Origin of the sequence: Jiangella endophytica, assembly GCF_003427025.1 — a bacterium.
Classification (GTDB): Bacteria; Actinomycetota; Actinomycetes; order Jiangellales; family Jiangellaceae; genus Jiangella; species Jiangella endophytica.
Genome location: NZ_QVAI01000001.1, coordinates 909,639 through 934,259, shown reverse-complemented (window position 1 = coordinate 934,259; position 24,621 = coordinate 909,639). Strand labels below are relative to the sequence as shown.

The window sequence follows — 24,621 nt, the reverse complement described above, 5'->3', positions numbered from 1 at the left end:
ACGCAGCGTCTCAGGCCCGGCCGGAGCCGGTGCCGTCGCCCCCGATTTCTTGTCGCTTGTCCGCCTCGCCGTCGCCGGGACCCGGCGGCCGGCCGCCGGCCGAGCGACCCTCGACCCGCTCGCGGCGGGCCGCCGGCGCGGCGTCCGGGTAGGCCCGCTGCGCTCCCGACGCCACCAGCGCGGCGAACACCGCCTTGGCCGCGTCGCCCGGGACGAAGGCCAGCGACAGCTGGAAGGTCTCCGTCAGCGGCACCCCCGTGACCGCCGACTGGACCGGGATGCCGATGGCCAGCGTCGTCGCCGCCCCGGCCACGGTGGCGACCAGCACCCAGTGCATGCCCGGCCGGCGCCCGGACCGCTCCACGATCAGCCCGACCACGAACGCCGACACCACGAACCCGATGAGGTAGCCCACCGACGGCCCGGCGAACACGCCGAGCCCGCCCCGTCCGCCGGCCAGCAGCGGCAGCCCGGCGGCGACCAGCGCGAGCAGCAGCAGCTGCGACAGCGCGCCCCGTTTCGCGCCGAGGATCGCGCCGGCCAGCAGCGGGCCCATCGACTGCAAGGTCACCGGGACGGCGTTGCCGAAGAGGTTGAACGCGCCCGGCAGCCCGAGCACCGCGGTCAGGGCGGCGAATGCGGCGATCCGGGCGAGATCCGCGGCCGGCAGCCGCGACCTTCCTGCCATCGAGTTCTCCCGTCTGGACATGCGTCCGCCGCGGGGGCCCGCGGCGGTTCCCCCTACTCTGACCGACAGGCCGCCTCCGGACATAGTCGGCAATCCGCACCAGCGCCACGGCGCCTGATTGGTGACCCTCCACAAGCGGGACCTTGTCGGTGGGGCCGGGCAGAATGGGCCACGTGAGCGATGACGTGGCCATCGGCGGGCTCGACACCCCGGTCGGGCACCTCAGCGTGGCCGTCACCCGCGACGGGCTCGCCGCGGTCGGCTGGGGCCGCCGCCCGGGCTCCGGCCGCGTCGCCGTGGTCGACGACGCGCCACGGCTCGCGCCGGTGCTCGCCCAGCTGGCCGAGTACTTCGCCGGCCGGCGGCAGTCCTTCGACGTCCCGATCGACTGGCGCCACGTCCCCGGCTCGGCCTCGGCGGCCGTGCTGCACACGTTGCACGACACCGTCGGCTACGGCTCCTCCATCACCTACGGCGGGCTGGCCGACCGCAGCGGCACCGGTGTCCCGGCCCGGGCCATCGGCGGCATCATGGGCGCCAACCCCATCCCCATCGTCGTCCCCTGCCATCGGGTGCTGGCCAGCGACGGACTGGGCGGCTACAGCGGCGGCTCCGGCGGCAACGGCCTCGAGGTCAAGCGCTGGCTGCTCACCCTCGAAGGCGTGCTGCCACCCACGTTCGACTGGAGCCCCGCCGGACTCACCGCCTGAGCGGCCGCCCTCGGGACGGCCGGGCCAGCCAGCTCCAGCTCCTCCTGCCCGGTGCGGGCACGCCGACCTGCTAATTCGCTTGCGGGCGACGAGACAATGGCCGGATGACCGACGCACTCGCCGAGGATCCATACGACTACCAGGTGACGAAGGCCGGCCCGATCCGCGTCAGCCGCGGCGGGCGGGTCGTGGTCACCGTCGGCGGACGTGCCGCCGACCGGCTGGCCGCCGCGCTCGAGCGTGCCGCCGACGAGCACGAGCGGCAGCTGCTGCTGGCCAAGGCGACCGGCAACTACAAGCACGGCAACGAGCGCCGCTGACGCCACGGCCCCGCCCCGCCGCATGCCCGCCCCGCCGCGGTCGCGGCCCCGCCGCACACCCTCCCCGCCGCACACCCTCCCCGCCGCGCTGCTTCCCCAAGTTGATCTTGGAGAAGGGAGGCTTTGCGGGGCGAAATGTCCGAATGATGGCCCACTGACTCCAAGATCAACTTCTTGGGGAGGGGTCGCGGCAGGTCAGCCGGCCACGGCGTGCAGCGAGCCGGGCCGCAGACCGGTCAGCCGGTCCAGCGCGCCGGTGGTCGGCTCGTCGCCGGGCAGGTAGACGAGGATCCGCTGGTGCTCGCCGTCGGAGAGGTCGAGGGTCTCGTAGGCCAGCCGCAGCTCACCGGCGTCGGGATGGACGACGCGGTCGATGCCGGTGCGCACGGCGGTCGACGCCGGCGCCGTCCAGCGGGCCGCGAACGACGCACCCGCCAGCACCGTCAGCTCGTCGGCCAGCGCGGCCAGGTGGGCGTCGTCGGGCCCGGAGTCGAGTTTGAGGTTGGCCACCAGGGCGTCGGCGACGACGTGCCAGTCGGGATAGGTCGCCCGCGCCCGCGGGTCGGTGAAGTGGTAGCGGACCAGGTTCGGCGCATCGCCGCTCAGCATGCCGAGCGGCTCGGCCAGCAGCTCGTAGCCGGTCGTCCACGCCAGCACGTCGCCGATGCGGTTGACCAGCACCGCCGGGGCCGGCTCCAGCCGGGTCAGCAGCGCTCGCACCGTCGGCCGGACCTCCGACGCCGGCGGCGACTCGATCGACGGGCAGTAGAAGTCGCCGCTGGTGGTCTTGGCGAGGTTGCGCAGCAGCACCCGCTCGGCCGCCGACAGCTGCAGCGCCTCGGCCAGCGCGCCCAGCACCTGGGCGGACGGGTTCGTGTCGCGGCCCTGCTCGAGCCGGGTGAGGTAGTCGACGCTGACGCCGGCCAGGATGGCCAGCTCGGCACGGCGCAGCCCGGGCGCACGCCGCCGCGGACCGGCGGGCAACCCCGCCTGGGCCGGGGTGATGGCATCGCGCCGCGAGCGCAGGAACGCGCCGAGCTCGTTGTCGCTCACGATGCCCAGGCTACCGCCGCCGCCCGGACCGGCGACCGGAACGAGGATGCGAGAGTGGCCCTGACGGTGCCAGCCTCGCCGCGGCCTCCCCTTCCGCGGGCGGCCGGACCCAGCATCGTGACCATGTCGAACATCTTCACCGAGGCCGAGATCGCCTACCTCGACAGCCAGCCGCTGGGCCGGCTGGCCACCGTCGGGCCGGACGGCCGCCCGCACGTCGCGCCGGTCGGCGTCTTCTACGACCCCGAGGCCGACGCCGTCGTCGTCGCCGGGCACGCCGGCACCGGCTTCGGCACCAGCCGGAAGTTCCGCGAGGCGCGGGCCCACCCGGAGGTCGCCTACGTCGTCGACGACCTGGCGAGCACCGACCCGTGGGAGCCGCGCGGCATCGAGATCCGCGGCACCGCCGAGACGTTCACCGAGGGCGGCGAGGAGCTGGGCGCGCGCATCACGGGCGTCATGCCGTTCACACCCGCCTGGCTGCGCATCCGCGCCCGCCGCGTGCTCGCCTGGGGCATCGACGGCGACGCGTTCGAGCTGTCCGCGCGCGACGTCGCATGACCGACTACGGGCACGACCTGCGCTTCGGCGTCAACCTGCTACCGGAGGCGGGCCGGCCGGACACCGTCGTCGGGCTGGCCCGGCTGGCCGAGCGGGCCGGCGCGGACCTCGTCACGTTCCAGGATCACCCGTACCACCCCGGCTTCCTCGACACCTGGACGCTGCTGAGCCACGTCGCCGCGCACACGTCTCGGGTCGTGCTCGCGGGCAACGTCCACCCGGTGCCGCTGCGGCCGCCCGCGGTGCTGGCGCGGGCGGCGGCCGGGCTGGACCTGCTCAGCGGCGGCCGGGTCGAGCTGGGGCTGGGCGCCGGCGGCTACCGGGACGCGATCGCCGCGATGGGCGGGCCGCGACGCACGCCCGGCGAGGCGGTCGAGGCGCTGGAGGAGGCGATCGCGATCGTCCGGGCGACGTGGGCGGTGGACGAGCCGGGCGGTGTGCACGCCGGCGGCCGGCACTATCGGGTCGACGGGACGGCACGCGGGCCGCGACCCGCGCACGCGATGGGGATCTGGCTGGGCGCGTACGGGCTGCGGATGCTGCGGCTCACCGGGCGGCTGGCCGACGGCTGGCTGCCGTCGCTGCCCGCGCTGGAACCGGGTGCGCTGAGCGCCGGGAACGCCGTCGTCGACGCGGCCGCGGCGGAGGCCGGGCGGGACCCGGCGGAGGTCCGCCGGCTGCTGAACCTCGGCGGCGAATTGCCGGCGGAACAGCTGGCCGAGCTGGCGCTGGCCGACGGAGTCGGCACGTTCATCCTGCTCACCGGCGACCCTCGGGTCGTCCAACGGTTCGCGGGCGAGACGGCGCCGCGGGTCCGCGCGCTGGTCGCGGCGGCCCGCGGCGCCTAGAAGGTGCCCGGCGCTCAGGTGGTCAGAGCCGCCGGCACTGGTCCTCCTTGTTGCCCTGGACGACGTTGCGGCTGCCGGTCGGCGCCGGGACGTTCTCCTTGCACTGCAGGTTGCCGTTGACGCGGTTGGACGAGATCGTCTGCTTGCCGCGGTTGGTGAACGACTGCACGTCGCCGGTGACGCGGTTCGACGTGACGGTGGCGGTCTTGCCCTGCTTCAGCTGGACGCTGCCGCCGACCGTCGACGACGTCAGCGACACGTGCTTGTGGTTCTCGGCCTGCACGTTGCCGACCACCCGCACGTTGCTGGCGTAGAGCGTCGCGTTGCGCTCCACCTTGATCGTGCCCTTGACGCGGGTGCCCTTCAGCGTGCAGGTCGCGTTGCCGGGCACCCGCAGGTTGTCGACGGTGACGGCGCCGATGGTGCCGCGGCAGGTGCGCTCCTCGGCCTGGGCGGGAACCGCGCCGAGCAGCATGGCACACAGGGCGGCCGAGATCACGAGTGCGGTGCGCTTCATGGGTCCTGTCCCTTCGCAGCGGCCGGCCGGTGCTGCCGGCTCTCTGCGTCCGAGCGTTCCGGAGCCGATCGGGCGGCCGGGTGAGGCGGCGGTGAGACTGCTCTCATCGTCGGCTAGGACAGATGTCGGCCCGGCCGCACGGGGTTTCAGACACATGCCCGGTGACCATTCATCCCGGGTTGCCTATGTTCGGGCGTCATCACGACCAGTCATGCCCGCCGGCATGACGTTGTCCTTCGTTCGTTTCCCGCGACGACAAGGAGACACTTCATGGCACGACGCTTCCGAACGGGGGTGGCGCTCGGCACCCTCGCGGTGACCGGCTACGCCCTCCTGGCCCCGCCCGCGCAGGCCGGGCCGGCCGACCGTCCCGGCCTCGAGGTCGACGTCTCGGCCGGGCTGTCCGGCCACGTCAACCTCGCCGGGCCCGGCCTGATCCCGGTGACGGTGCACGGCTCCCCGGCCGTCGACGTCACGGAGATCGACCTCGACACCGTCACCGTCGGCGACGTCGCGGCGGCCCGGTCCGAGTCCGGCGCCGTCATCGGCCACGTCAACGACGTCGACGGCGACGGCGCCGACGACCTCGTCGTGCACGTCGACAAGCAGCACCTGACCGCGGCCGGCGAGCTGACGCCGTCGACCGGCGCCCTGCAGGTGAGCGCGAGCACCGGCGACGGCGCGGACGTGGGCGGCGCCGCGGCCGTCGCGCCCGAGGTCAGCCTGGAGATCAAGTTCGCCGAGGGCCACCGGGTCCGCGGCGGCAGCGAGGCGACGCTGCGCAGCACCTCGGGCGCGAGCCTGGACGACGTCCGCGACGTCCTCGACCGGCACGATGTGAGCGCTCTCATTCCGTTCGTCGAGCCCACGCAGGTCGCCGGCCTCGCGGCCGCCACCGGCCGGGCGCAGGCCCGGTCGGCCGAGCCGCTGCCCGACCTCGCGTCCTGGTACACGGCGCTGCTGCCGGCCGACGCCGACGTCGACGCCGTCCTGGCCGAGCTGACCGCGCTGCCGGAGGTCGTCTACGCCTACCCGTCGCCGGAGCCGGCCCCGCCGCCGGCCGAGCCGACGCCGGACCTCACCCCGCAGCAGGGTTACCTGCGCCCGTCGGACACCCACAACGGCATCGACGCCGAACTCGTCCGCGGCGACCCGCGGGTCCGCGGCGCCGGCATCCGGGTGATCGACCTCGAGTACAACTGGAACCCGTTCCACGAGGACCTGCAGCTGGACTGGTCCAGCGACATCGGGCAGGGCCGGTTCGTGCGCATCGACACCTTCGGCGACGACCACGGCACCGCGGTGTTCGGCGAGATCGCCGCCAAGGACAACGGCTACGGCGTGACCGGTGGCGTGCCGGACGTCGACATCTACGGCATCTCGCCGGTCGAGGACCTCGGCAACGGCCGGACGTCGTGGCGGCCCGGACCGGCACTGGCGTTCGTCGCGACCCTGCGCGACGAGGCCGGCCAGCCCTTCGTCCGGCCCGGCGACGCGCTCATCCTGGAGCAGCAGACCGGCAGCCCGCTCGGCGGCAGCCGGTACGCGCCGCTGGAGTGGATCCCGGCGGTCTTCGAGGCCAACAAGGTGCTGACGGCGATGGGGGCGAACGTCGTGCTCACCGGCGGCAACGGCAACACCAACACCGACGACCCGATGTACACGCTCAACGGGGTCAAGTGGTTCGACCCCGCCGTCCAGCACTCCGGCTCGATCTTCGTCGGCGCGGGCGGCAGCGGCCTGCGGGCCAACGACCCGGCACGGGCCCGGCTGAGCTTCTCGAACTACGGCCAGCGGTTCGACCTGCAGGCCTGGGGCCAGGACATCTACACGACCGGCTACTGCAACGTGCTCTGCGCCGAGCTGGGCAACGACCACAACCGGGCGTACTCGCGCTCGTTCAGCGGCACGTCCGGCGCCGGTCCGATCGTCACCAACGCCGTCGTCGCCGTCCAGTCCTACGTCACCGCCGTCGGGCTCGGCCCGTGGACGACCGCGCAGATCAACGACCTGCTGCGGGAAACCGGCGCGCCGCAGACCACGAACACGCACGAGAACATCGGCCCGCGGCCGGACCTGCGGGCGGCGCTGCGCTCCATCGAGGTCGACGCGCCGGCGACGGAGCACGCCCTCAACCAGCGCCCGGACCGCGACGGCCAGTACACGAACCCGACGGTGACGCTGAGCGCCGGCGACTCGTGGGGTTCCGGCGTGGCCCGCACGGAGTACCGGATCGACGGCGGAGCCTGGACGGCGTACGAGGCGCCGTTCCGGATCCGCGCCCTCGGCGAGCACACCGTCGAGTACCGCTCGGTCGACGCCAACGACAACACCGAGCAGACCCGCGCGTTCACGCTCGTCAACCGCGGCCGCGGCGAGTGAACCCGGAGCTATCGACAGATGTCCGACTAGCGCCGTAGATGTCCATGCACCTGTCCGGTGACCGTGGGTCCTCCCACGGCCTACGGTCGCCGGACCGGTCCGCCATCCCCCGCGGACCGGCGTCTACTCATGGGAGGGCGCAGTGACGGCGAGTACAGAACGGCGGCCCGCGAGACGCGGGAGGGCCTGGCGGGCCAGAGCGATCGTCGGCGCGGCGGCGCTGGCACTCTCGGCCTCGGCGGGCGTCGTGACGGCCAACGCCGAGGACGGTGTGGCCGACGACGCCGGCACCAGCCCGATCGTCCCCGTCGACCAGCAGGTCTGGAAGGAACAGGCCGACATGACCTGGGACGACTACGTCCCGGTCCGGCCCGAGGAGTGGAACCAGGACACCACCAGCCAGGGCTCGGAGAGCCAGTACCGCACCGCGGTCATCCTGGTGGAGTACACCGACCAGCCGTTCCTGATCAGCCAGGAACCGGAGTCGCACCCGTTCGGCAACCCGCTGCCGCCGTGGAAGCCGGTGGCGCACGACGAGCTCAACCAGTGGTTCTACGACTACTACGCGGTCCCCAACGAGTACAACGAGGGCCAGACGCTGCACGGCTACTGGATGGAGACCAGCCACGGCCGCATCGGCGCGACCGTCGAGGTCTTCGGCCCCTATCTGCTGCCGGGCAAGCTGCACGAGTACGGCGCGCAGTCGAACGCGCCGGTCACCGGCCCGAACTCGATCTGCCCGGCCGGCGACTCGTGTAACAAGAACCTACGCAACGACGCCAGCGCGCTCTGGCGCGCGGACATCGGCTGCACCACGACCCTGTGCGGGTTCGACAACGGCTTCTACGTCACCGCCGGCCACGACGAGACGTCGACCTGGCAGGAGTTCGGCGAGATGATGTTCCGCACCCCCGCGGACGTCACGCCCGAGTTCGGCCCGCCCGGCGCGACCGAGGGCCCGGTGCTCAACGCGGCCGGCAACCCGATCCCCAACGCCGTCCCGACCCGCTACGTCCCGTGGACCTCGTGGCAGTCGGCGGCCAACCACTGGCCGAACGCCGGCGGCGGCACGTCCACCCAGGCGGAGAACTCCGGCCTCAGCGTGTTCGCGCACGAGTTCAGCCACCTGCGCGGGCTGCCGGACAACTACAACAACCCGTTCGACCCGGGCACCGGCCGAGCCGGCACCGGCTACTGGGAGATGATGAGCCGCGGCTCGTTCAACGGTCCCGGTGGCACGCACAACCGCTGGCAGGTCCCCAACGCCGGCGGCTCGGCGCTCGGCCCGCACCACACGCTGTACTTCAAGACCACCGGTCAGGGCCGGCTCGGCGTCGTCAAGGCGAACGAGTTCGTCAGCCTCACCCGGGCGGGTCTCGCGCAGGAGGGCGTCGCCGTCACGCCGATCAAGGGCCGCGAGTACATCCCTGACGGTGACCTGGTGGGCCTGAGCGTCGCGCTCGACAGCGCGTTCGTCCCGGGCGCCTGCGAGGCGCGCACCGACGACCCGTTCTTCTGCACGCCCAGCAGCACCGCCTGGAACCAGTTCAACGTCGAGGTGGTCGAGCGGGTCGGCAACGACTCCTTCGTCGCCGGGCACGGCGTGCTGATCGGGCAGTCCCGGAACAGCGGCTCGCCGCGCGCCTGGCTGGTCGACGCGAACCCGAACGACATCGGCCGGATCGACTTCTACCGGCCGGGCAACGCCACCGAGGCGGGCGGCGAGCCGGTCCCCGTCGTCAAGGGCGACCCGCGTCAGCTCGACGACGCGACGTTCCACGCCGGCACCGCGTCGGGCAGCGAGTACGAGTACGTCGACGCACCGAACAAGCTGCACTTCTACGTCCTGGACACCTACCGGGACGGGGCGGGCGAGCTGTTCTACGACGTCGCGGTCCGCAACACCGACGCCGCCGGTCCGTACGAGCGCGGCGTCGCCCTGGGCGAGGCCACCACGTACGCCGTCGGCGACTCGACCGCCCTGGTCGACCTGCCGCTGACCAACACCGGCCAGGCCGGCGCGGGCATCTACGGCTCGGACGTGTACCGGATCACCTCGACCGTCGAGGGCGAGGGCTGGGACGTGACCCTGCCGTACGAGATCAAGGCGGCGGCGGCCGGCGGCACCGTGCCGGTCTGGGCCTACGCCAGCGCGGGCGAGGGCGCCTCCGACACGGCGACGCTCACCGTCACGGCCACCAGCGAGACCGACGCGGACGCCACCGTCACCGTCGAGGTCGAGCTGTCCGCCGACTCCGTCGAGGCCGGCTACGACAACGCCCGCGGCCTGCTCGCGGACTACCGTGCCGACGGGTTCCTGACCCAGGGCGAGCAGCAGCGACTGAAGGCGCAGCTGGACATCGCCGAGCGGTCCACCGGCCGCGCGGCGGAGCGGGCGCTGGAGCGGTTCACGGGTCACGCCGAGGACCTCGCCGGCACGGGGGCCCGCACCCTGATCAGCGCGGCGCTCGTGTCGCTGGCGGCGGAGCTGCCGACCGACTGATCGCCTCGCCCCACCGGCCACCGGGTGCCGCCGACCGCAGCGGCGGCCCCGGTGGCCGGTTCCTGTCCGGCCCGCTTTCCGCGCCACGTTCGCTGCGGGCGTGCTCGTCCGGCCGGCTCGGCGCGCTCGTTGGCTCGGCGCGCTCGTTGGCTCGGCGCGCTCGTTGGCTCGGGTGGACGTGTGTTGGGTTCGTGCCGTTCGCCGTCCCCCTGCTGCCCATGTTCTCAGCCGCGCAACCGCGCCTCCAGCGGACTGACGGGCGCTTCGCGCCGGCGATGACCGCTTGACCCGCGATTCCGCGGCCAAGAACCTGGCAGCTATCAGGGGGACGGGGCGAGTCTGGACACACCTCGGGCTCCGCTGGCGTGGTCCCGGAGTCCGCCCGCCGACCCGTGGCCCCACACGACCGCCGTCCCGGCCCAACCCTCCCGGAAATGATCACGTTCAGCAGGTGTGCTCACGCTCCACCAGGCATGCATGCCTCGCAGAGCGAACACAGTCCTAGGCATGGCCCCCGAATCGCCGGAAAATCTCACTCCGTGGACACCACACCTGCCACGCCGGGCACCACGAGGCCCGGGAACCACAGCCAACCCAGCCGACACCCGAGCGACGGACGCCAGCGCGCCGACCTCCAGAGCGAGACGTCCGCTCCACGCCCACGAACGCCCACCCAAACGCGACAACGGCGATCGACGACCACCGACCGCGCAGCGAGCACCCGCCCACCGGCCCACCGGCCCACCGGCCCACCGGCCCACCGGCCCACCGGCGCATCGGCGCATCGGCGCATCGGCGCATCGGTCCACCGTGCACCCGCCCACCGGACCACCGTCGCGCCCGCCCACCGACCAAACGAGAAGCCCACGTCCCCAACCGGCCGGAACCCTGCACCCACCATGATCATCAACCGTCAGCGACGCCATGACGTCGCCAACGGTTGATGATCATGGAACGGCGACTAATGCGCGGCCGGCACGACCGGGAGGCCGTCCTCCAGTTCGGCGAGCGTGAGCAGCACCAGCGACGACGTCCACGCGAGGGGGGCGACCGAGGCCGGAGTGGCCTCGGAGTCGACCTTCTCAGGCAGTGAGCCGAGTGGCGTGCGGTAGCTGTCGAGGAACGTCAGCAGCCGGTCGGCGTCCTCGTGGTCGCCGTTGCCGGCCAGCGCAAGCGCCAGCAGCGCGGTCTCGGGCGTCCACGCGACTGCGCCAGGCCTCGCCCGGGCGGTGGCCGCCCCGAACGGAGTGAGCGCGTCAGCGGGAGGCGACCGAGGGGAACGGAGTGACGTTGTCGGTGCCGGTCGCACCGGCGGTCGCTCCCGCGGGCGCCGCCGCGTCCGTCAGGCCGGCCTGGCGGGGTGCGTACTGGCCGGTCATCCGCGCGACCTTGAGCGACAGGTGCAGCGCCAGCCGCTCGGCTCCGCTCTTGAGGTTGGTGTGCGCGAGCTGCTCCAGCCGCTGCAGCCGGTAGTACAGCGACGTCCGGTGCAGGTTGAGGCGTTCGGCGGTGAGCTGGGCGTTGCCGGCGACGTCGAGGTAGGTCTCGAGCGTCTCCAGCAGCGGCAGCGCGTCGGGGTCGTCGAGCAGGTTGCCCAGGCCGGGGTGGACCGTCGGCACCTCCTCACCTAGCGACGCCAGTTTGACGACGATCTGGTGGATGCCCAGGCGGGACCAGTGCACGACGTCGCCGAGGCCGGGGAGCAGGCGGGCGGCGTCGGCGGACATGCGGGCCTCGCGGAACGAGGCGTAGGCGTCCTCCAGCGCGTCGCGTCGGCTGCCGACGCCGACGACCAGGGCGGCGTCGGAGCCGCCGGCGGCGAGGGCGGTCCGGATCAGGTCGACCAGCGTCTCGACCCGCTCGTCGACGTAGATGTCGTGGTCGCCGGCGCAGGACAGCAGGAGGACGGCGTGGTCGCGGTTGATGAGGTCGAGCGCCTGCCCGCGCCGGACGACGCGGCGGAAGTCGGCGACGCCCTGGGCGAGGGCGTCCTCGATGTCGACGGCGGACGAACGGCGCGGCACGCCCTGCAGCACCACGGCCACGACGCCGTCGCGCGCCGGCATGTAGCCGGCGTCGATGAGGCTGCGGGCCGCCTGGGTGCTCATCGGTGAGCTGCTCAGCAGCATGTGCATGGTGTCGGCCAGCCGGGCGGACGAGAACAGGCTGGCCACGCTCTCGCGGTGCAGCCACTCACCCAGCTCGGCCGCGCCCTGCATGCACGCGTCGAGGTCGGTGTCGCTCATGCTGCCGTCGGCGTCGACGAACCACAGGTGGCCGAGCAGCTTGCCGCGGTAGACGACCGGCACGCAGACCCGGGGCAGCATGTGCAGCTCCGGGTTGGCGGGCAGCCGCAGCGGCCGGCGCTGGTTCGGCAGCCCGAACCGCTTGAGCCAGCCGCGCACCTCGGACGAGGCGTGCCGGCGCAGGATGGAGTCCTCGCGCACGTCGTCGATCGGCCGTTCGTGCGAGCTGAACGCGAGGAGGCGCATGAACCGGTCTTCGAGCACGGCGGGCCGCCCCACCCGCTGCGCCAGGCTCTCCAGGATCTGCTGCATCGAGAGTTCCATGGTCACCTCCGCCCGCGCAGTAACATATCACATGCTACCCGGATGAATGGGATGAATCCGGCACGGTCATTCGGCGACGACGAACTCCGTCAGCTGCGCACCGAGGTCGTCCACGCCGCCGGGCCAGCCGCGGACCAGCTGTCCGCCGCGGGCGATCAACGCCACCAGCGGCGGCTCGTCGACGCCGTAGCGGCGGAAGATCTCGCCGTCCGCGTTCAACCCGACCGGGTAGGTGATGTCGTGCTCGCGGACGTACTCGGCGGCGTCGTCCGCCCTGCTCGCGCTGCCCACGCCGACGAACAGGACGGCGTCGCGGTACTCCTCGCTGAGCGCGGTGATGTCGGCCTGCTGCTGCGCGCACAGTTCGCAGAACGACTCGAAGAACACCAGCACCACCGGCCGCTCCGCCCATTGCTCGGCGAGGTCGAGGGTGGCGCCGTCAAGCAGCTCCAGCTCGAACGACGGCGCCGGCGGCGCGGTCGGCGGCGCGTCGATGAACGTCACGTCGCTCGGCACCTCGCCGGGCAGCTCGAACGAGACCGCGGCCGGGTCGTCGGACCCGGAACACCCGGCCAGCGCCAGCACCGCGACGATCACACCGGTCAGAACCCGCCTCACGAGATCAACACCTCTCCGATCAGTTCCGTGTCATCGCTCGGCTCGATGGGCGCGGTGAAGCCGTCGCCCACGACGAACTCGAAGCCGTCCGACGAGGTCAGCCCCTCGACGTCGACGTTCATGACGCACATCGTCGGCTGCCGCATGCCCTCGCGGAAGCTGACGTCCATCATCTGCTCCGCGGTGCCGCCCGGCAGCTCGCCGCGTGCCACCTCGACGCCGTCACCGTCCTCGACGGTGAAGGTCGCCTCGGCGTGGACGGAGCGGAACGCGCCCGCCCCGTTGCACGGCTCGCCGAGCCGGCGCAGGTTGCCGTCCGGGATGAGCACCCTGACGACGCCCGCCTCGTCCGCCCCGGACGCCCCGGACGCCTCGTCGGACGATCCGGAGCACCCGGCCAGCACCACCGGAATGACGGCGGCGAGCGCCGCCCAGCCACGCACCTTCTGCACGGGATGTGTCCCCTCCCCGGGAGCCCGGGCGGCGACGCAGCACGCGCCGCCGCCCGGGTGCCCACTCGAGATCAACGGCGCGGGTTGGTGTCCTTGACCGCAACCGTACAGGTGACGGACCTGGTGGCCGCCGGGTCGCTCTCGGACGTCGCGGTGAGCGTGACCGTGGTCTCGCGCGCCGCCGGCGTCTCACGAGTGACGTAGACCGGCACCTCGACGGTGTCGCCGGCCCGCGCCGTGGTGAGCGCGTTGTCCAGCTGCGCCGTCCAGCCGTTGCCGCTGGACGCCACCGACAGCCGGTACACGTCGTTGTCCAGCTGGTCCGCCACGTCGGTCGGGTGGCCCGCGGTGGCCGACGCACCCTCGCCGGTGTTCGTCAGCGGGAACGTGCACTGCGCCGCCTGGCTGGTCCGGATGCCCTCGACCTCGCCCTCGCCGAGCGCCACGCCGCGGGACTGCGATCCGGCACCGTCCAGCGACCGCACCGCCAGCGTGTACGACAGCACACCCTCGTCGTCGCGCTCCAGGTCGATGACGTAGAAGTGCAGCCGGTTGTGCTCGTCGACGTACTCGTACTCCGAGCCGGAGTCGGTGCCGGCGTGGAAGAGCGCGTCGTTGAGCTGACGGTGGTCGGCGATGCTCGCCATGACGGGCGCGCCGTCCGGCCGGTAGAAGTCGACCATCCCGATGTCCTGCGGGTTCGCGTCGACGGTCCAGTTGAAGCAGCTGTAGCCGCAGGTGTTCGAGCCGCGGGGCTTGTTCTTCGCGATCATCACGCCGCTGTCCGGCGTGAACGAGTCGAAGCCCATCCGGTCGATGACCTCGACGGTGTAGTCGTCCCAGCCGGTCGTGCCGTTGGCCAGGCGGTCGGTGTGGCAGAACGGGTCGGCGTTGGCGTCGCAGTCCGGCGTGCGGTCCGGAAGACCCTCGCCGTCCAGCCGGATGCGGATCCCCGACGTGCCGTCGGCGCCGGCGTCGGCGGCCCGCGCCGTCACGTCGTCGACGAAGACACCCGTGGTCGCGAGGTTCTCCCGGCTGAGCTCCACCAGGTTGTCGGCGATGCCGGCCAGCATGCGGTTGCGCAGCATGAGTCCGGCCGGCGCCCAGCCGCCCATGTTCGGCGGCACCACCCAGCGCATGTGATGGCCGCCCGGGCCGTTGAACGAGCCGCGGTCCATCATGTCCCACGGCGCGGAACCCACCCGGTGGAACGGCGACGGCGGGTTCTGCCGGTCCGAGAACGGGTTGTTGTTGTTGTCGCCGATGCTGAAGAAGAAGTGCCCCATCTCGTGCGTGATGGTGCCCGAGCTCTCCGCCTGCCGGATGGAGGCGCTGCCCCAGCGCTGCGACGACGCCAGCCACGAGGTCCACTCGACATAGCGCGTGGGTGCCCAGTTCGGCATCTCGTTGTCGGGGTCGAGCCAGGCCGGCGGGCCCCACTCGTCGGGCACGTCCTCCTTGGTCTGGAACATCATCTCGCCGAACTCCTGCCAGACCGAGGTCTGGTCGTAGCCGGCGTAGACGCGCAGGACGACGTCGTAACCACAGCGGGTTCCGACACATGGTGTGCCCTGCTCGGCGAGGTCGACCCGCCACAGGTTGTCGGTGTCGCCCTCGACGTTGCCGTTGCAGGTGTAGCCCTCGGGACAGTGCTGGCCCGGCGCGTCGCGGATCCAGCCCTCGTTGAGGCCGTACTCGAACTGGTTGCGCGGCAGCGTGTACGGGCCGAACGTGTCGATCTCGTCGACGCCGAGGCGGCCGCGGCTCTGCTCCATCCAGTACTCGTGGATGGTGCGGCCGTGGTTGTACTCGTTCGGGGTCAGGTAGAAGTCGCGGTAGAACTCCGGCACGGTCTCGCGCGCGATCGGGTCGATCTGCGGGTTGCCGAACGGGTCGGACCCCTTCGGCTGCGTGATGACGAACGGGACGTCCTTGAAGTCCACCGCGACGAGGGCGATGCGCAGACCGCGCTCGCTGGGCTTGACGTCGGGGTCGTTCCACTCGGTGCCCGGGATGTCGGTCCAGTCCGCCCAGGTCATGTCGTACTGGTTCTTCCAGTTCTGCGGATCGATCGGCTCGACGACGAAGTCGGGCGGGTCGGCCTGTACCGCTCCGGCGGACAGCCCGAGCACGAGGGCTGCGGCGGCGAACGTGAGACTTGCGGCGCGCAGCGAACGGCGGGGTCGTTGCATGAGTCTCATCTGCGTCTCCTCGGTCATTCGGACCGGCCCGGGCCCGTCACAGGGACGGGCCCGGGCCGGTCGTCATGGGGATGGGACGACCGGCGTCACCGCCGGGGGTTGGTGTCCTTCACGGCCACGGTGCAGCTGATCTGCTGCGTGGCCGACGGGTCACTCTCCGACGTCGCGGTGAGGGTGACCGTGGTGTTCCGGGCCGCCGGCGTCTCGCGGGTGACGTAGACCGGGACCTCGACGGACTCACCGGCACCGGCCGTGGTGAGCGCGTTGTCGAGCTCGGCCGACCAGCCATTGCCGCTGGACTCGACCGAGAGCCGGTACACGTCGCTGTCCGCCTTGCCGGTGACGTCGCTGACGTGGCCGGCGGTGTTCGTGGCGGCCGCGCCGGTGTTGGTCAGCGGGAAGGTGCACTGCGCCGCCTGGCTGGCGCGGATGCCCGAGACCTCGCCCTCGCCCAGCTCGACGCCGCGCTCCTGGTCACCGGACCCGTCGAGCGACCGGACGGCCAGCGTGTACGACAGCACACCGTCCTCGTCGCGCTCCAGGTCGATGACGTAGAAGTGCAGCCGGTTCGCCTCGTCCACGTACTCGTACTCCGAGCCCGACTCCAGCCCGGCGTGGAACGCGGCGTCGTTGAGCTGCCGGTGGTCGGCGATGGTGGCCATGACGGGGGTGCCGTCCGGCTTGTAGAAGTCGACCAGCCCGATGTCCTCGGGGTTGGCGTCGATGACCCAGTTGAAGCAGTTGTAGCCGCAGGTGTTGTTGCGGTCCTCGCGGGTCTTGTTCTTGGCGATGACGACGCCGGTGTCGGGGTTGAACGAGTCGAACCCCATCCGGTCGACGACCTCCATCGTGTAGTGGTCCCAGCCGGTGTTGCCGTGGCAGAACGGGTCGGTGTTGATATCACAGGGAGCAGTCCTGTCGGGCCGGCCCTCGCCGTCCAGGCGGATCTTGACGCCGGAGGTGCCCTCGGTGCCCGGGTCGACGGCGCGCGCCGTGACCTCGTCGACGACGACGCCGGTGTCGGCCAGCGCCTCACGGCTGATGTCGAGCAGGTTCTCGGCCGGCAGGATGCCCGCGTGCAGCTTGTTGCGGACCATCAGACCCGACGGCGACCAGCCGCCCATGTTCGGCGGGACGACCCAGCGCATGTGGTGACCGCCGGGACCGTTGAACGAGCCGCGGTCCATCATGTCCCACGGCGCCGAGCCGACCCGGTGGAACGGCTGCGGCGGGTTCTGCCGGTTGGTGAACGGGTTGTTGTTGTTGTCGCCGATGCTGAAGAAGAAGTGCCCCATCTCGTGCGTGATGGTGCCCGAGCTCTCCGCCTGCCGGATCGACGAGAGGCCCCACTGCTGGGCCGCGGCCCGCCACGAGGTCCACTCGACGTAGCGCGTGGGCGCCCAGTTCGGCATGGAGTTGTCCGGGTCGACCGACGCCGGCGGGCCCCACTCGTCGGGGATGTCCTCCTTGGTGTTGAACATCATCTCGCCGTATTCCTGCCAGATGCTGGTCTCGTCGTAGCCGGCGTAGACCCGCAGGATGACGTCGTAGCCGCACCGGTTGTCCGGGCACGGGATGCCCTTCTCGGCCAGGTCGGCCTTCCAGACGGTGTCGACGTCGCGGTCGAGGTTGCCGTTACAGGTGAAGCCCTCGGGACAGGCGGACTGCTGGCCCCACTCGTTCAGGCCGTACTCGAACAGGTTCCGCGGCACCTGGTACGCGCCGAAGACGTCCATCTCCTCGACGCCGAGCTTCCCGCGGCTCTGCTCCATCCAGTACTCCTGGATCGTGCGGCCGTGGTTGTACTCGTTCGGGACCATGTAGAAGTCGTGGTAGAACTGCGGCACCTCGTCCCGCGAGATCGGGTCGATCTGCGGGTTGCCGAACAGGTCGCTCTGCTTCTCCTGGGTCATGACGAACGGCTGGTCCGGGAAGTCCACCGCCACCAGCGCGATGCGCAGGCCCCGCTCGCTGGGCACGGCATCCGGGTCGTTCCACTCGGTACCCGGGATGTCGGTCCAGTCGTCCCAGGTCATGTCGTACTGGTTCTTCCAGTTCTGCGGGTCGATCGGCTGGACCTCGAAGTCCGGCGGCGCCGCCTGACCGGCGCCCGCCATGCCGACGACGAGCGTCGTGACCGCGGCCGCGGCGAGTCCCAGCCGCCACCGCCTCGCGACGCTCGTCCTGCTGAGGCTCATGCGCATGCGCTCTCCTTACGTACTGCCCGAGACCCGGGCAGCGGCTTGGTGTAGATAAAATACGACATTGCACATTTTCTCGTCACTCCCCCGAACGGAGGCGGTGACCGCACGTCCGGACGGCCGGGCGCGCTGCGGAAGAGCGTCCGGACGACACGGATCCCGGCCGGCGCCGCGTGCCCGGGCGGGGCACGCGGCGCCGGCTGGGATGTGCGTCAGCGCCGCACAGTGGTGGCGGCGACGTCGACCACGCAGGTGGCCGTCGCCGTCGCGGACGGGTCGCTCTCCGAGGTCGCGGTCAGCGTGACGGTGGTCGACCGGACCGCCCCCGGCGTGCGGGTGACGTACACGGGCACCTCGACGGTGCCGCCGAACCGGCTCGCGGCCAGCTCGTTGTACAACTCGGCGTCCCAGCCGGCCCCGGACGACGTCACCGAGAGCCGGTAGACGTCGGCCGCCACCTCGTCGGAGACGTCGCCCGGGTGCGCCGACGCGTCGACCGGCGCCGCACTCCCGGTGTTCTCCAGCGGGAACGTGCAGGTGGCCGCCTTGCCTGGGGTGTGCCGGTTGGGCACGCCGGCGTCGACCGCGACACCTCGCTCCTGCGGCCCGTCGCCGTCGAGCGAGCGGACGGCGACGGTGTAGGTGCGCACGCCGTCGGCGTCCTCCTCGACGTCGACGACGTAGAAGTGCAGCCGGTTGGCCTCGTCGACCCACTCGTACGAGGTGCCCGAGTTCGTGCCGGCGTTGAACGTCGCGTCGTTGACCTGCCGCGGGTCGCCGGTGACGACCATCCGCGGCGTGCCGTCGGGCTGGTAGAAGTCGACCATCCCGATGTCCTCGGGGTTGGGGTCGATCAGCCAGGAGAAGCAGGTGGCCGTGCCGCAGTTGCTGGCGCGGTCCTTGTTCTTGTAGATCAGCACGCCGTTGCCGGGCGTGTACGAGTCGACGCCGAGCTGCTGCACCACCTCGAGCGTGTAGTTGGTGTAGTCGCTCTGACCCATGCACTCCGGGCCGGCCGTCGACGGGTGGCAGGACGGCGTGCGGTCCACCGGCGCGGCGCCGTCGAGCCGGATCCGCACCCCGAGCAGCTCGTCCTCCTGCGGACCCGCCGCTCGCGCCCGCACCTTCGTGACGACGACACCGGACGACGCCAGCCCGGTGCGACTGAGGTCGACGATGTCGCCGGTGTCGATGAGGCCCAGTTCGAGCTTGTTGCGGATGCTGTGGTGCGGCCCGACGGTCGAGCCGCCGTCGGCGGGGACCTTCCAGCGGGTGTGCATGCCGGTCGGGCCGTTCCACGAGCCCTGGCTCATCATGTCCCACTGGCCGGTGAAGGTGCGCTGGGCCGGCACCGCGAAGGCGCCGTTGTAGTTGTCGCCCAGCCCCAGCAGGTGGGTGAACTCGTGCGCGAACCCGGCAGTGCCCGACGACTCCGCCATGTTGGCGCTGCCACCGCCGGCGCTGGCCCAGGTGAACGAACCGGCCGCCCAGGTGGTCCACGGGATGTAGCGGGTCGGCATCCAGTTCGTCATGACGCCGTCCGGGTCGAACTCGGCCGGCGGGCCCCACTCGTCGGGCACGTCCTCCGGCGAGTCGAACATCATCTCGCCGAACACCTGCCAGGCGGTGGACTCGTCCAGGCCGGCGCCCATGAAGAACACGAGGTCGTACTGGCTGCGCACCTCGGCCGGGACGCTCGCCTCGTACAGGGCACGCGCGTCGCGGGTGAAGTTGCCGTTGCAGGTGAAGCCCGGCGGGCAGCTGGCGGCGTTGCCGTACGGCGAGTTGCCGTACTCGAAGTGGTTGCGCGGCATCCGGAACGGCCCGAACGAGTCGACGTCCACGCCGTACTGGCCGTAGGAGTCCTCCATCCAGTACGAGTTCAGCGTCTGCCGGTGGTTGAGCTCGCTCGGAGTGTTGAGCAGGTCGCGATAGAACGACGGGACGTCCTCGCGCGGGACGTCGCCGACGCCGATCGGGTTGCCGAAGATGGTGGACCCCTCCGGCTGGCTGATCTGGAACGGCATGTTCGGGTAGTCGACCAGGACGAGCGCGGCCCGCCAGGTGTCGACGGACGGCTCCCGCTCCGGATCGGTCCAGTCCACGCCCGGCACCGGGACGAAGTCGTCCCAGGTGAGGTCGTACTGACTGTCCCAGTCCTGCGGGTCGATCGGGACGAGCGGCGCGGCACCGGACGGGCTTGCGCCCTCGGCACCGGCAAGCTGCGGGAAGAGCAGAGCGGACGCGGCCACGGCGATCAGCAGCGCCCGCACCCGGCGGATGCGTCGCGACGAAGTCGGAGACACAGATCCTCCTCGGCAGGGGTGCGGGACGGCGTCACCGGACGGCGACGCCGGGATGCGGTGATTCTGTGCCGGTATAGGCGAAACGAGAGTAATATTGTACTGTCACCGGTCACGTTGAACAAGTAGGTCGAGGCCTCGAAGACCTCCCGCACTCGCCTCCCGCGGCGTAGCCTGACGGCAGCACCGCCCGGATCGCCGCGAGTCGTCGCCACCGGCCGGCCCGCGCCACATCGGCCGCGCGGTACACCGGCGCGAGGAGGCGACATGTCCGAGCAGGTCCCGCCGTTCGCCGTCCCACCCGGATCCGGCCGCACGCTGCCGACCCCGACCGGCGACACCATCGTCATCAAGGCCGGCACCCAGGCAACACACGGCTCGATGACCGTGGCCGAGCTGCTGGTCCACCCCGGGAGCGGGCCGGCACTGCACGCCCACGTCCGCGAGGACGAGCTGTGGTGGGTGCTCGACGGCGACTTCCGCTTCAAAGCCGGCGAGCGGCTGCTCCGGGCGTCGACCGGCGGCATGGCGTTCGGGCCGCGGGGCACGCCGCACTGCTTCCAGAACGTCGGCGACACGCCCGGCCGGCTGCTGATCGTCACCGCACCCTCGGGGTTGGAGCGCTTCTTCGAGCAGTCCGCCACCCTGCCCACGCCGATCGACTTCGACCAGCTGGCCACGATCGGGCACGCCCACGGTCTCGAGTTCGTCGGCCCGCCCCTGGCGGTGTCCGACCCGCTCTGACCGGCCCCACTCGGACGTCGCCCGCGACCGGCCGCCACCACCGTCCGGCCGGCGCCCCGACACGCCGTCATGCCTGCAGCAGCGCGCTATCCGACCTCCACTGAGTAGGGACAAATGCGGGCAATCGACCGCGTTACGATTAGGACACAGTAGTGCAATAGCACATCGCACTGAGTTCGCTGTGATGGTAGATGTGTGCTCTGTGGTGCCGCGGAACGCCCGTGCCGGTGGTGGATTCCGAGGTGCCACAAGCCTACTGAGCGTCCCGACGCCAGATCCGCGAGCCGGCCGCCCCCCTCGGCTTTGTCGCATGTCGAACCAAGGAGGACCAATGCGTGTGCACCGCAAGGCAGGGCGACTCGTCGCCCTCACCGCCGCAGTCGGGCTGCTGGCCGCAGCCTGTGGCGGCGACGACGCCGGCTCGGGTGACACCGGCAGTGGCGACAACGGCGACCCGAAGACCTTCATCTTCGGCTCGTCCGAGGACCCCAAGACCCTCGACGCCGCCTACGTCTCCGACGGCGAGTCGTTCCGCGTGATCTTCCAGGTCTACGAGACCCTGGTCGCCCTCGAGCCCGGCAGCACCGAGGTCGTGCCCGGCCTGGCCGAGGAGTGGGAGGTCAGCGACGACGGCCTGACCTACACGTTCCACCTGCGCGAAGGCGTCACGTTCCACGACGGCGAGCCGCTCGACGCGGAGGCGGTCTGCTTCAACTTCGACCGCTGGTACAACTTCACCGGCCCCGCGCAGAGCGGTGACGTCACCTACTACTGGCAGACGGTGTTCGGTGGCTTCGCCACCAAGGAGGTCGACTCCGCGCCCGACACCAGCCGCTACCAGTCCTGCGCGGCGACCGACGAGCTCACCGCCACGCTGACGCTGACCGAGCCGTCGTCGGCACTGCTGGCCGGCCTGGTGCTGCCGGCGTTCTCGATCGCCAGCCCGAAGGCCATCGAGGAGGGCGGCACCGACATCGTGGCGTCCGGCGACTCCTTCACCTACAGCGGCGGCTTCGGCTCCGAGGTGGTGGCCGGCACCGGCCCGTTCAAGTTCGTCAGCTGGGACCGCGGCGAGAGCCTGGTCCTGGAGCGCAACGACGACTACTGGGGCGACGCGCCCGCGCTGGACGAGATCATCTTCCGGCCGATCGCCGACCCGACCGCTCGCCTCCAGGCGCTGCAGGCCGGTGAGATCGACGCCTACGAGGGTGTCAACGCCGCCGACATCGGTGCCATCGAGGGCAACGGCGACCAGGTCGTCGAGCGCCCGGCGTTCAACGTCGGCTACGTCGGCTTCAACAACAAGCTGCCGATCTTCCAGAACGAGAAGATCCGCCAGGCCATCTCGCACGCGCTGAACCGGCAGGGGCTGCTCGACGCCGCGTACCCGGAGGGTGCCGTCGTCGCCAACCAGTTCCTCCCGCCGGACCAGTGGGGCTACAACGACGGCATCGAGGGCTACGAGTACGACCCGGACCTCGCCCGTCAGCTCATCCAGGAGTCCGGCGAGACCAACCTGACGCTGGAGTTCTGGTACCCGTCGGACGTGTCGCGGCCGTACATGCCGGACCCGCAGGCCGTGTACGAGTCCTTCGCCGCCGACCTGCAGGCCGTCGGCTTCACCATCGTCCCGAAGACGGTGCCGTGGACGCCCGACTACCTGCAGAACATCCAGGGCGACGGCCTCGGCCAGCTGCACCTGCTGGGCTGGACCGGCGACTACGCCGACCCGGACAACTTCATCGGCACGTTCTTCCGCCAGGACCGGCCGGAGTTCGGCTTCGCCGACCCGACCATCCAGGGCAAGCTGAACGAGGCCCTGGGGATGACCGACCAGGCGCAGCGCGAGACGCTCTACCAGGAGATCAACCAGCTGCTCTACGACTACATCCCCGGCGTCCCGTTCGTCCACAACCAGCCGCTGCTCGCGCTCGCCGGCGACATCACGGGCTACACCCCGTCGCCGGTCAGCCTCGAGTACTTCAAGCTGGTCGACATCGAGGGCTGATCGACACGTGCTGAGATTCATCGTCCGGCGCCTTCTCCTGCTCGTCCCGATCCTGCTGGGTCTCTCGGTCCTGCTGTTCGCATGGGTCCGAGCCCTTCCCGGCGGTCCGGCACAAGCGCTGCTGGGAGAACGGGCCACGCCGGAGGCCGTCGCGGCGATCGAATCGCAGCTGGGCCTGGACCGCCCGCTCTGGGAGCAGTACCTCCAGTTCCTGGGGCGGGCCGTCCGGCTCGACTTCGGCGCGTCGCTGCAGACCGGACAGCCGGTCATCGACGAGATGCTGCGCCGGTTCCCGGCTACCATCGAGCTGGCCGTCGCGGCGTTGCTGATCGCCGTCTGCGTCGGGATACCGCTCGGGTACCTCGCGGCCCGGCGTTACGGCACCTGGGTCGACAGCCTCGCCGTCACGGGCTCGCTGCTCGGCGTGACCATCCCGATCTTCTTCCTCGCCTACCTCCTCAAGTACGTCTTCTCGGTCGAGCTCGGCTGGCTGCCCACGGCCGGCCGGGCCGACCCGAGGGCCCGGGCGGAGCATCCCACCGGGTTCTACGTCCTCGACGGGATCATCACCGGCAATCTCGACGCCAGCTGGGACGCCATCCAGCACCTGATCCTGCCTGCGGTGGCACTGGCGTCCATCCCGCTCGCGGTGATCGTCCGCATCACGCGGGCGTCGGTCCTCAACGTCGTCAACGAGGACTACGTGCGCACCGCCGAGGCCAAGGGCCTGCTGCCGGGCACGATCACCCGGCGGCACGTGCTGAAGAACGCGATGCTGCCGGTCACGACCGTCATCGGCCTGCAGCTCGGCGTCCTGCTGGCCGGCGCGGTGCTCACCGAGACCGTGTTCGCGTTCGCCGGCGTCGGCAAGTTCATGGCCGACGCGATCGTGCAACGCGACTTCCCGACCATTCAGGGGTTCATCCTGGTCATCGCCGTCGTGTACGTCGTCATCAACATGATCGTCGACCTGGTCTACGGGTTGCTCGATCCGCGGGTGAGGGTCTCATGAGCGTCAACGAGGTGGTCGCCGGCGAGCCGGGCGGACCGGCCCCGGCGGAGGCGGCCGCGCGGCCGCCGTCCAGCCTAGGCCGCGAGGCCCTGCGCCGGCTGGTGCGCAACCCGATGGCGGTCGTGGGCATGGTGCTCATCGCCGTCTTCGTCCTGGTCGCGGTCTTCGCGCCGCTGATCGCGCCGTATTCCCCGACGGACAACTCCTGGCTGGACCAGGTCCGCCCGGGCCAGTACCCGGGCCCGTCGGCCGAGCACTGGCTGGGCATCGACCCGCTCGGCCGCGACGTGTTCTCCCGGATCATCTACGGCGCCCGGCAGTCGTTGCTGATCGGCGTCGTCGCGCTGGCGCTGGGCGCCGTCGCCGGCATCGCGCTCGGCGTCCTGGCCGGCGCGTTCGGCGGCTGGGTCGACACCACGGTCATGCGGTTCGTCGACATCATGCTGTCGGTGCCCGGCCTGCTGTTCGCCATCGCCGTCGCCGCGATGCTCGGCCAGAGCCTCACCTCGGTGATGATCGCGATCGCGGTGGTGAACGTGCCGATCTTCGCCCGGCTGCTGCGCGGCGAGATGCTCGGGCAACGCGGCGCCGACTACGTGCTGGCGGCGCGCTCGCTGGGCATCTCACGCTCGGCGATCGTGTTCCGGCACGTGCTGCCGAACTCGTTCACCCCGGTCATCGTGCAGGGCACGCTGACCCTGGCGCTGGCCATCGTCGAGGCGGCCGGGCTGGCCTTCCTCGGCCTGTCCGGCAGCGACCCGTCGGCGCCGGAGTGGGGCCGCATGCTCACCGACGCACAGGACACCCTGACGTCGGCGCCCATGCTGGCGATCTACCCCGGCCTGGCCATCGTCCTCGCCGCGCTCGGCTTCACCCTGGTGGGCGAGTCGCTGCGCGAGGCCCTCGACCCGAAGTTCCGGCGGTGACCCG

The 24,621-nt window shown here is 71.5% G+C and carries 20 protein-coding genes; 10 read left to right on the top strand and 10 right to left on the bottom strand.

Annotation, left to right across the window (positions count from 1 at the left end):
* Positions 1-10: 10 nt before the first annotated feature.
* Positions 11-688 carry a biotin transporter BioY gene (locus tag DZA62_RS04125; RefSeq protein WP_198663391.1) on the bottom strand — a complete coding sequence of 226 codons (678 nt, stop codon included), beginning with the start codon at positions 686-688 and terminating at the stop codon, positions 11-13.
* 173 nt (positions 689-861) lie between these two features.
* On the opposite strand from DZA62_RS04125, the gene DZA62_RS04120 reads away from it, so the two are divergent.
* Both DZA62_RS04120 and DZA62_RS04115 read left to right on the top strand, forming a co-directional pair.
* Positions 862-1,398, top strand: a complete 537-nt coding sequence (locus tag DZA62_RS04120) for a methylated-DNA--[protein]-cysteine S-methyltransferase (protein WP_198663390.1) — start codon at positions 862-864, stop codon at positions 1,396-1,398.
* Positions 1,399-1,502: 104 nt separating this feature from the next.
* The gene (locus DZA62_RS04115; protein ID WP_116947447.1) at positions 1,503-1,718 is read left to right on the top strand and encodes a hypothetical protein; all 216 of its coding nucleotides are present in this window, start codon (positions 1,503-1,505) and stop codon (positions 1,716-1,718) included.
* A 195-nt stretch (positions 1,719-1,913) separates the two neighbouring features.
* On the opposite strand, the gene DZA62_RS04110 is transcribed toward DZA62_RS04115, so the two are convergent.
* Positions 1,914-2,771, bottom strand: coding sequence for a helix-turn-helix domain-containing protein (locus DZA62_RS04110; protein ID WP_116947446.1), 858 nt, complete (start codon positions 2,769-2,771; stop codon positions 1,914-1,916).
* A 123-nt stretch (positions 2,772-2,894) separates the two neighbouring features.
* On the opposite strand from DZA62_RS04110, the gene DZA62_RS04105 reads away from it, so the two are divergent.
* Both DZA62_RS04105 and DZA62_RS04100 read left to right on the top strand, forming a co-directional pair.
* A complete protein-coding gene (locus DZA62_RS04105) occupies positions 2,895-3,332 on the top strand; it encodes a PPOX class F420-dependent oxidoreductase (protein ID WP_116947445.1) in 438 nt (145 codons plus the stop codon).
* Positions 3,329-4,180 (top strand): LLM class flavin-dependent oxidoreductase, encoded by an 852-nt coding sequence (locus DZA62_RS04100; RefSeq protein ID WP_116947444.1) that lies wholly within the window; start codon positions 3,329-3,331, stop codon positions 4,178-4,180. Before DZA62_RS04105 ends, DZA62_RS04100 begins: the two co-directional genes overlap by 4 nt.
* Before the next feature lie 22 nt (positions 4,181-4,202).
* Here DZA62_RS04100 and DZA62_RS04095 read toward each other — a convergent pair whose 3' ends face one another.
* Positions 4,203-4,697, bottom strand: a complete 495-nt coding sequence (locus tag DZA62_RS04095) for a hypothetical protein (protein WP_116947443.1) — start codon at positions 4,695-4,697, stop codon at positions 4,203-4,205.
* Positions 4,698-4,967: 270 nt separating this feature from the next.
* Here DZA62_RS04095 and DZA62_RS04090 point away from each other — a divergent pair, with 270 nt between their 5' ends.
* Both DZA62_RS04090 and DZA62_RS04085 read left to right on the top strand, forming a co-directional pair.
* A complete protein-coding gene (locus tag DZA62_RS04090) occupies positions 4,968-7,079 on the top strand; it encodes an OmpL47-type beta-barrel domain-containing protein (RefSeq protein WP_157987463.1) in 2,112 nt (703 codons plus the stop codon).
* A gap of 142 nt (positions 7,080-7,221) precedes the next feature.
* Positions 7,222-9,582, top strand: a complete 2,361-nt coding sequence (locus DZA62_RS04085; protein ID WP_157987462.1) for a M6 family metalloprotease domain-containing protein — start codon at positions 7,222-7,224, stop codon at positions 9,580-9,582.
* Positions 9,583-10,543: 961 nt separating this feature from the next.
* On the opposite strand, the gene DZA62_RS04080 is transcribed toward DZA62_RS04085, so the two are convergent.
* The 7 genes from DZA62_RS04080 to DZA62_RS04050 form a co-directional block, all read right to left on the bottom strand.
* A complete protein-coding gene (locus DZA62_RS04080; RefSeq protein ID WP_116947440.1) occupies positions 10,544-10,891 on the bottom strand; it encodes a hypothetical protein in 348 nt (115 codons plus the stop codon).
* The gene (locus tag DZA62_RS04075; RefSeq protein WP_157987461.1) at positions 10,839-12,152 is read right to left on the bottom strand and encodes a PucR family transcriptional regulator; all 1,314 of its coding nucleotides are present in this window, start codon (positions 12,150-12,152) and stop codon (positions 10,839-10,841) included. The genes DZA62_RS04080 and DZA62_RS04075 overlap by 53 nt, the downstream gene beginning before the upstream one ends.
* A 66-nt stretch (positions 12,153-12,218) precedes the next feature.
* A complete protein-coding gene (locus DZA62_RS04070; protein ID WP_116947438.1) occupies positions 12,219-12,770 on the bottom strand; it encodes a TlpA family protein disulfide reductase in 552 nt (183 codons plus the stop codon).
* The gene (locus tag DZA62_RS04065) at positions 12,767-13,222 is read right to left on the bottom strand and encodes a hypothetical protein (protein ID WP_116947437.1); all 456 of its coding nucleotides are present in this window, start codon (positions 13,220-13,222) and stop codon (positions 12,767-12,769) included. The genes DZA62_RS04070 and DZA62_RS04065 overlap by 4 nt, the downstream gene beginning before the upstream one ends.
* A 71-nt stretch (positions 13,223-13,293) precedes the next feature.
* Positions 13,294-15,423 (bottom strand): peptidase M6, encoded by a 2,130-nt coding sequence (locus DZA62_RS04060; protein ID WP_157987460.1) that lies wholly within the window; start codon positions 15,421-15,423, stop codon positions 13,294-13,296.
* Between the two features lie 86 nt (positions 15,424-15,509).
* The gene (locus DZA62_RS04055) at positions 15,510-17,621 is read right to left on the bottom strand and encodes a metallopeptidase domain-containing protein (RefSeq protein WP_116947579.1); all 2,112 of its coding nucleotides are present in this window, start codon (positions 17,619-17,621) and stop codon (positions 15,510-15,512) included.
* 215 nt (positions 17,622-17,836) lie between these two features.
* A complete protein-coding gene (locus tag DZA62_RS04050; RefSeq protein WP_157987459.1) occupies positions 17,837-19,930 on the bottom strand; it encodes a M6 family metalloprotease domain-containing protein in 2,094 nt (697 codons plus the stop codon).
* 264 nt (positions 19,931-20,194) lie between these two features.
* Between DZA62_RS04050 and DZA62_RS04045 the strand changes: the two genes are divergently transcribed.
* The 4 genes from DZA62_RS04045 (at position 20,195) to DZA62_RS04030 (ending at position 24,617) form a co-directional block, all read left to right on the top strand.
* Entirely contained in the window at positions 20,195-20,671 is a 477-nt protein-coding gene (locus DZA62_RS04045; protein WP_116947434.1) for a cupin domain-containing protein, read from the top strand.
* A 331-nt stretch (positions 20,672-21,002) separates the two neighbouring features.
* Positions 21,003-22,679 carry an ABC transporter substrate-binding protein gene (locus DZA62_RS04040; RefSeq protein ID WP_198663389.1) on the top strand — a complete coding sequence of 559 codons (1,677 nt, stop codon included), beginning with the start codon at positions 21,003-21,005 and terminating at the stop codon, positions 22,677-22,679.
* Positions 22,680-22,686: 7 nt separating this feature from the next.
* Complete coding sequence (locus DZA62_RS04035) at positions 22,687-23,691, top strand: ABC transporter permease (RefSeq protein WP_116947433.1); 1,005 nt, start codon at positions 22,687-22,689, stop codon at positions 23,689-23,691.
* Positions 23,688-24,617, top strand: coding sequence for an ABC transporter permease (locus tag DZA62_RS04030; protein ID WP_116947432.1), 930 nt, complete (start codon positions 23,688-23,690; stop codon positions 24,615-24,617). The genes DZA62_RS04035 and DZA62_RS04030 overlap by 4 nt, the downstream gene beginning before the upstream one ends.
* The last annotated feature ends 4 nt before the right edge of the window (positions 24,618-24,621 follow it).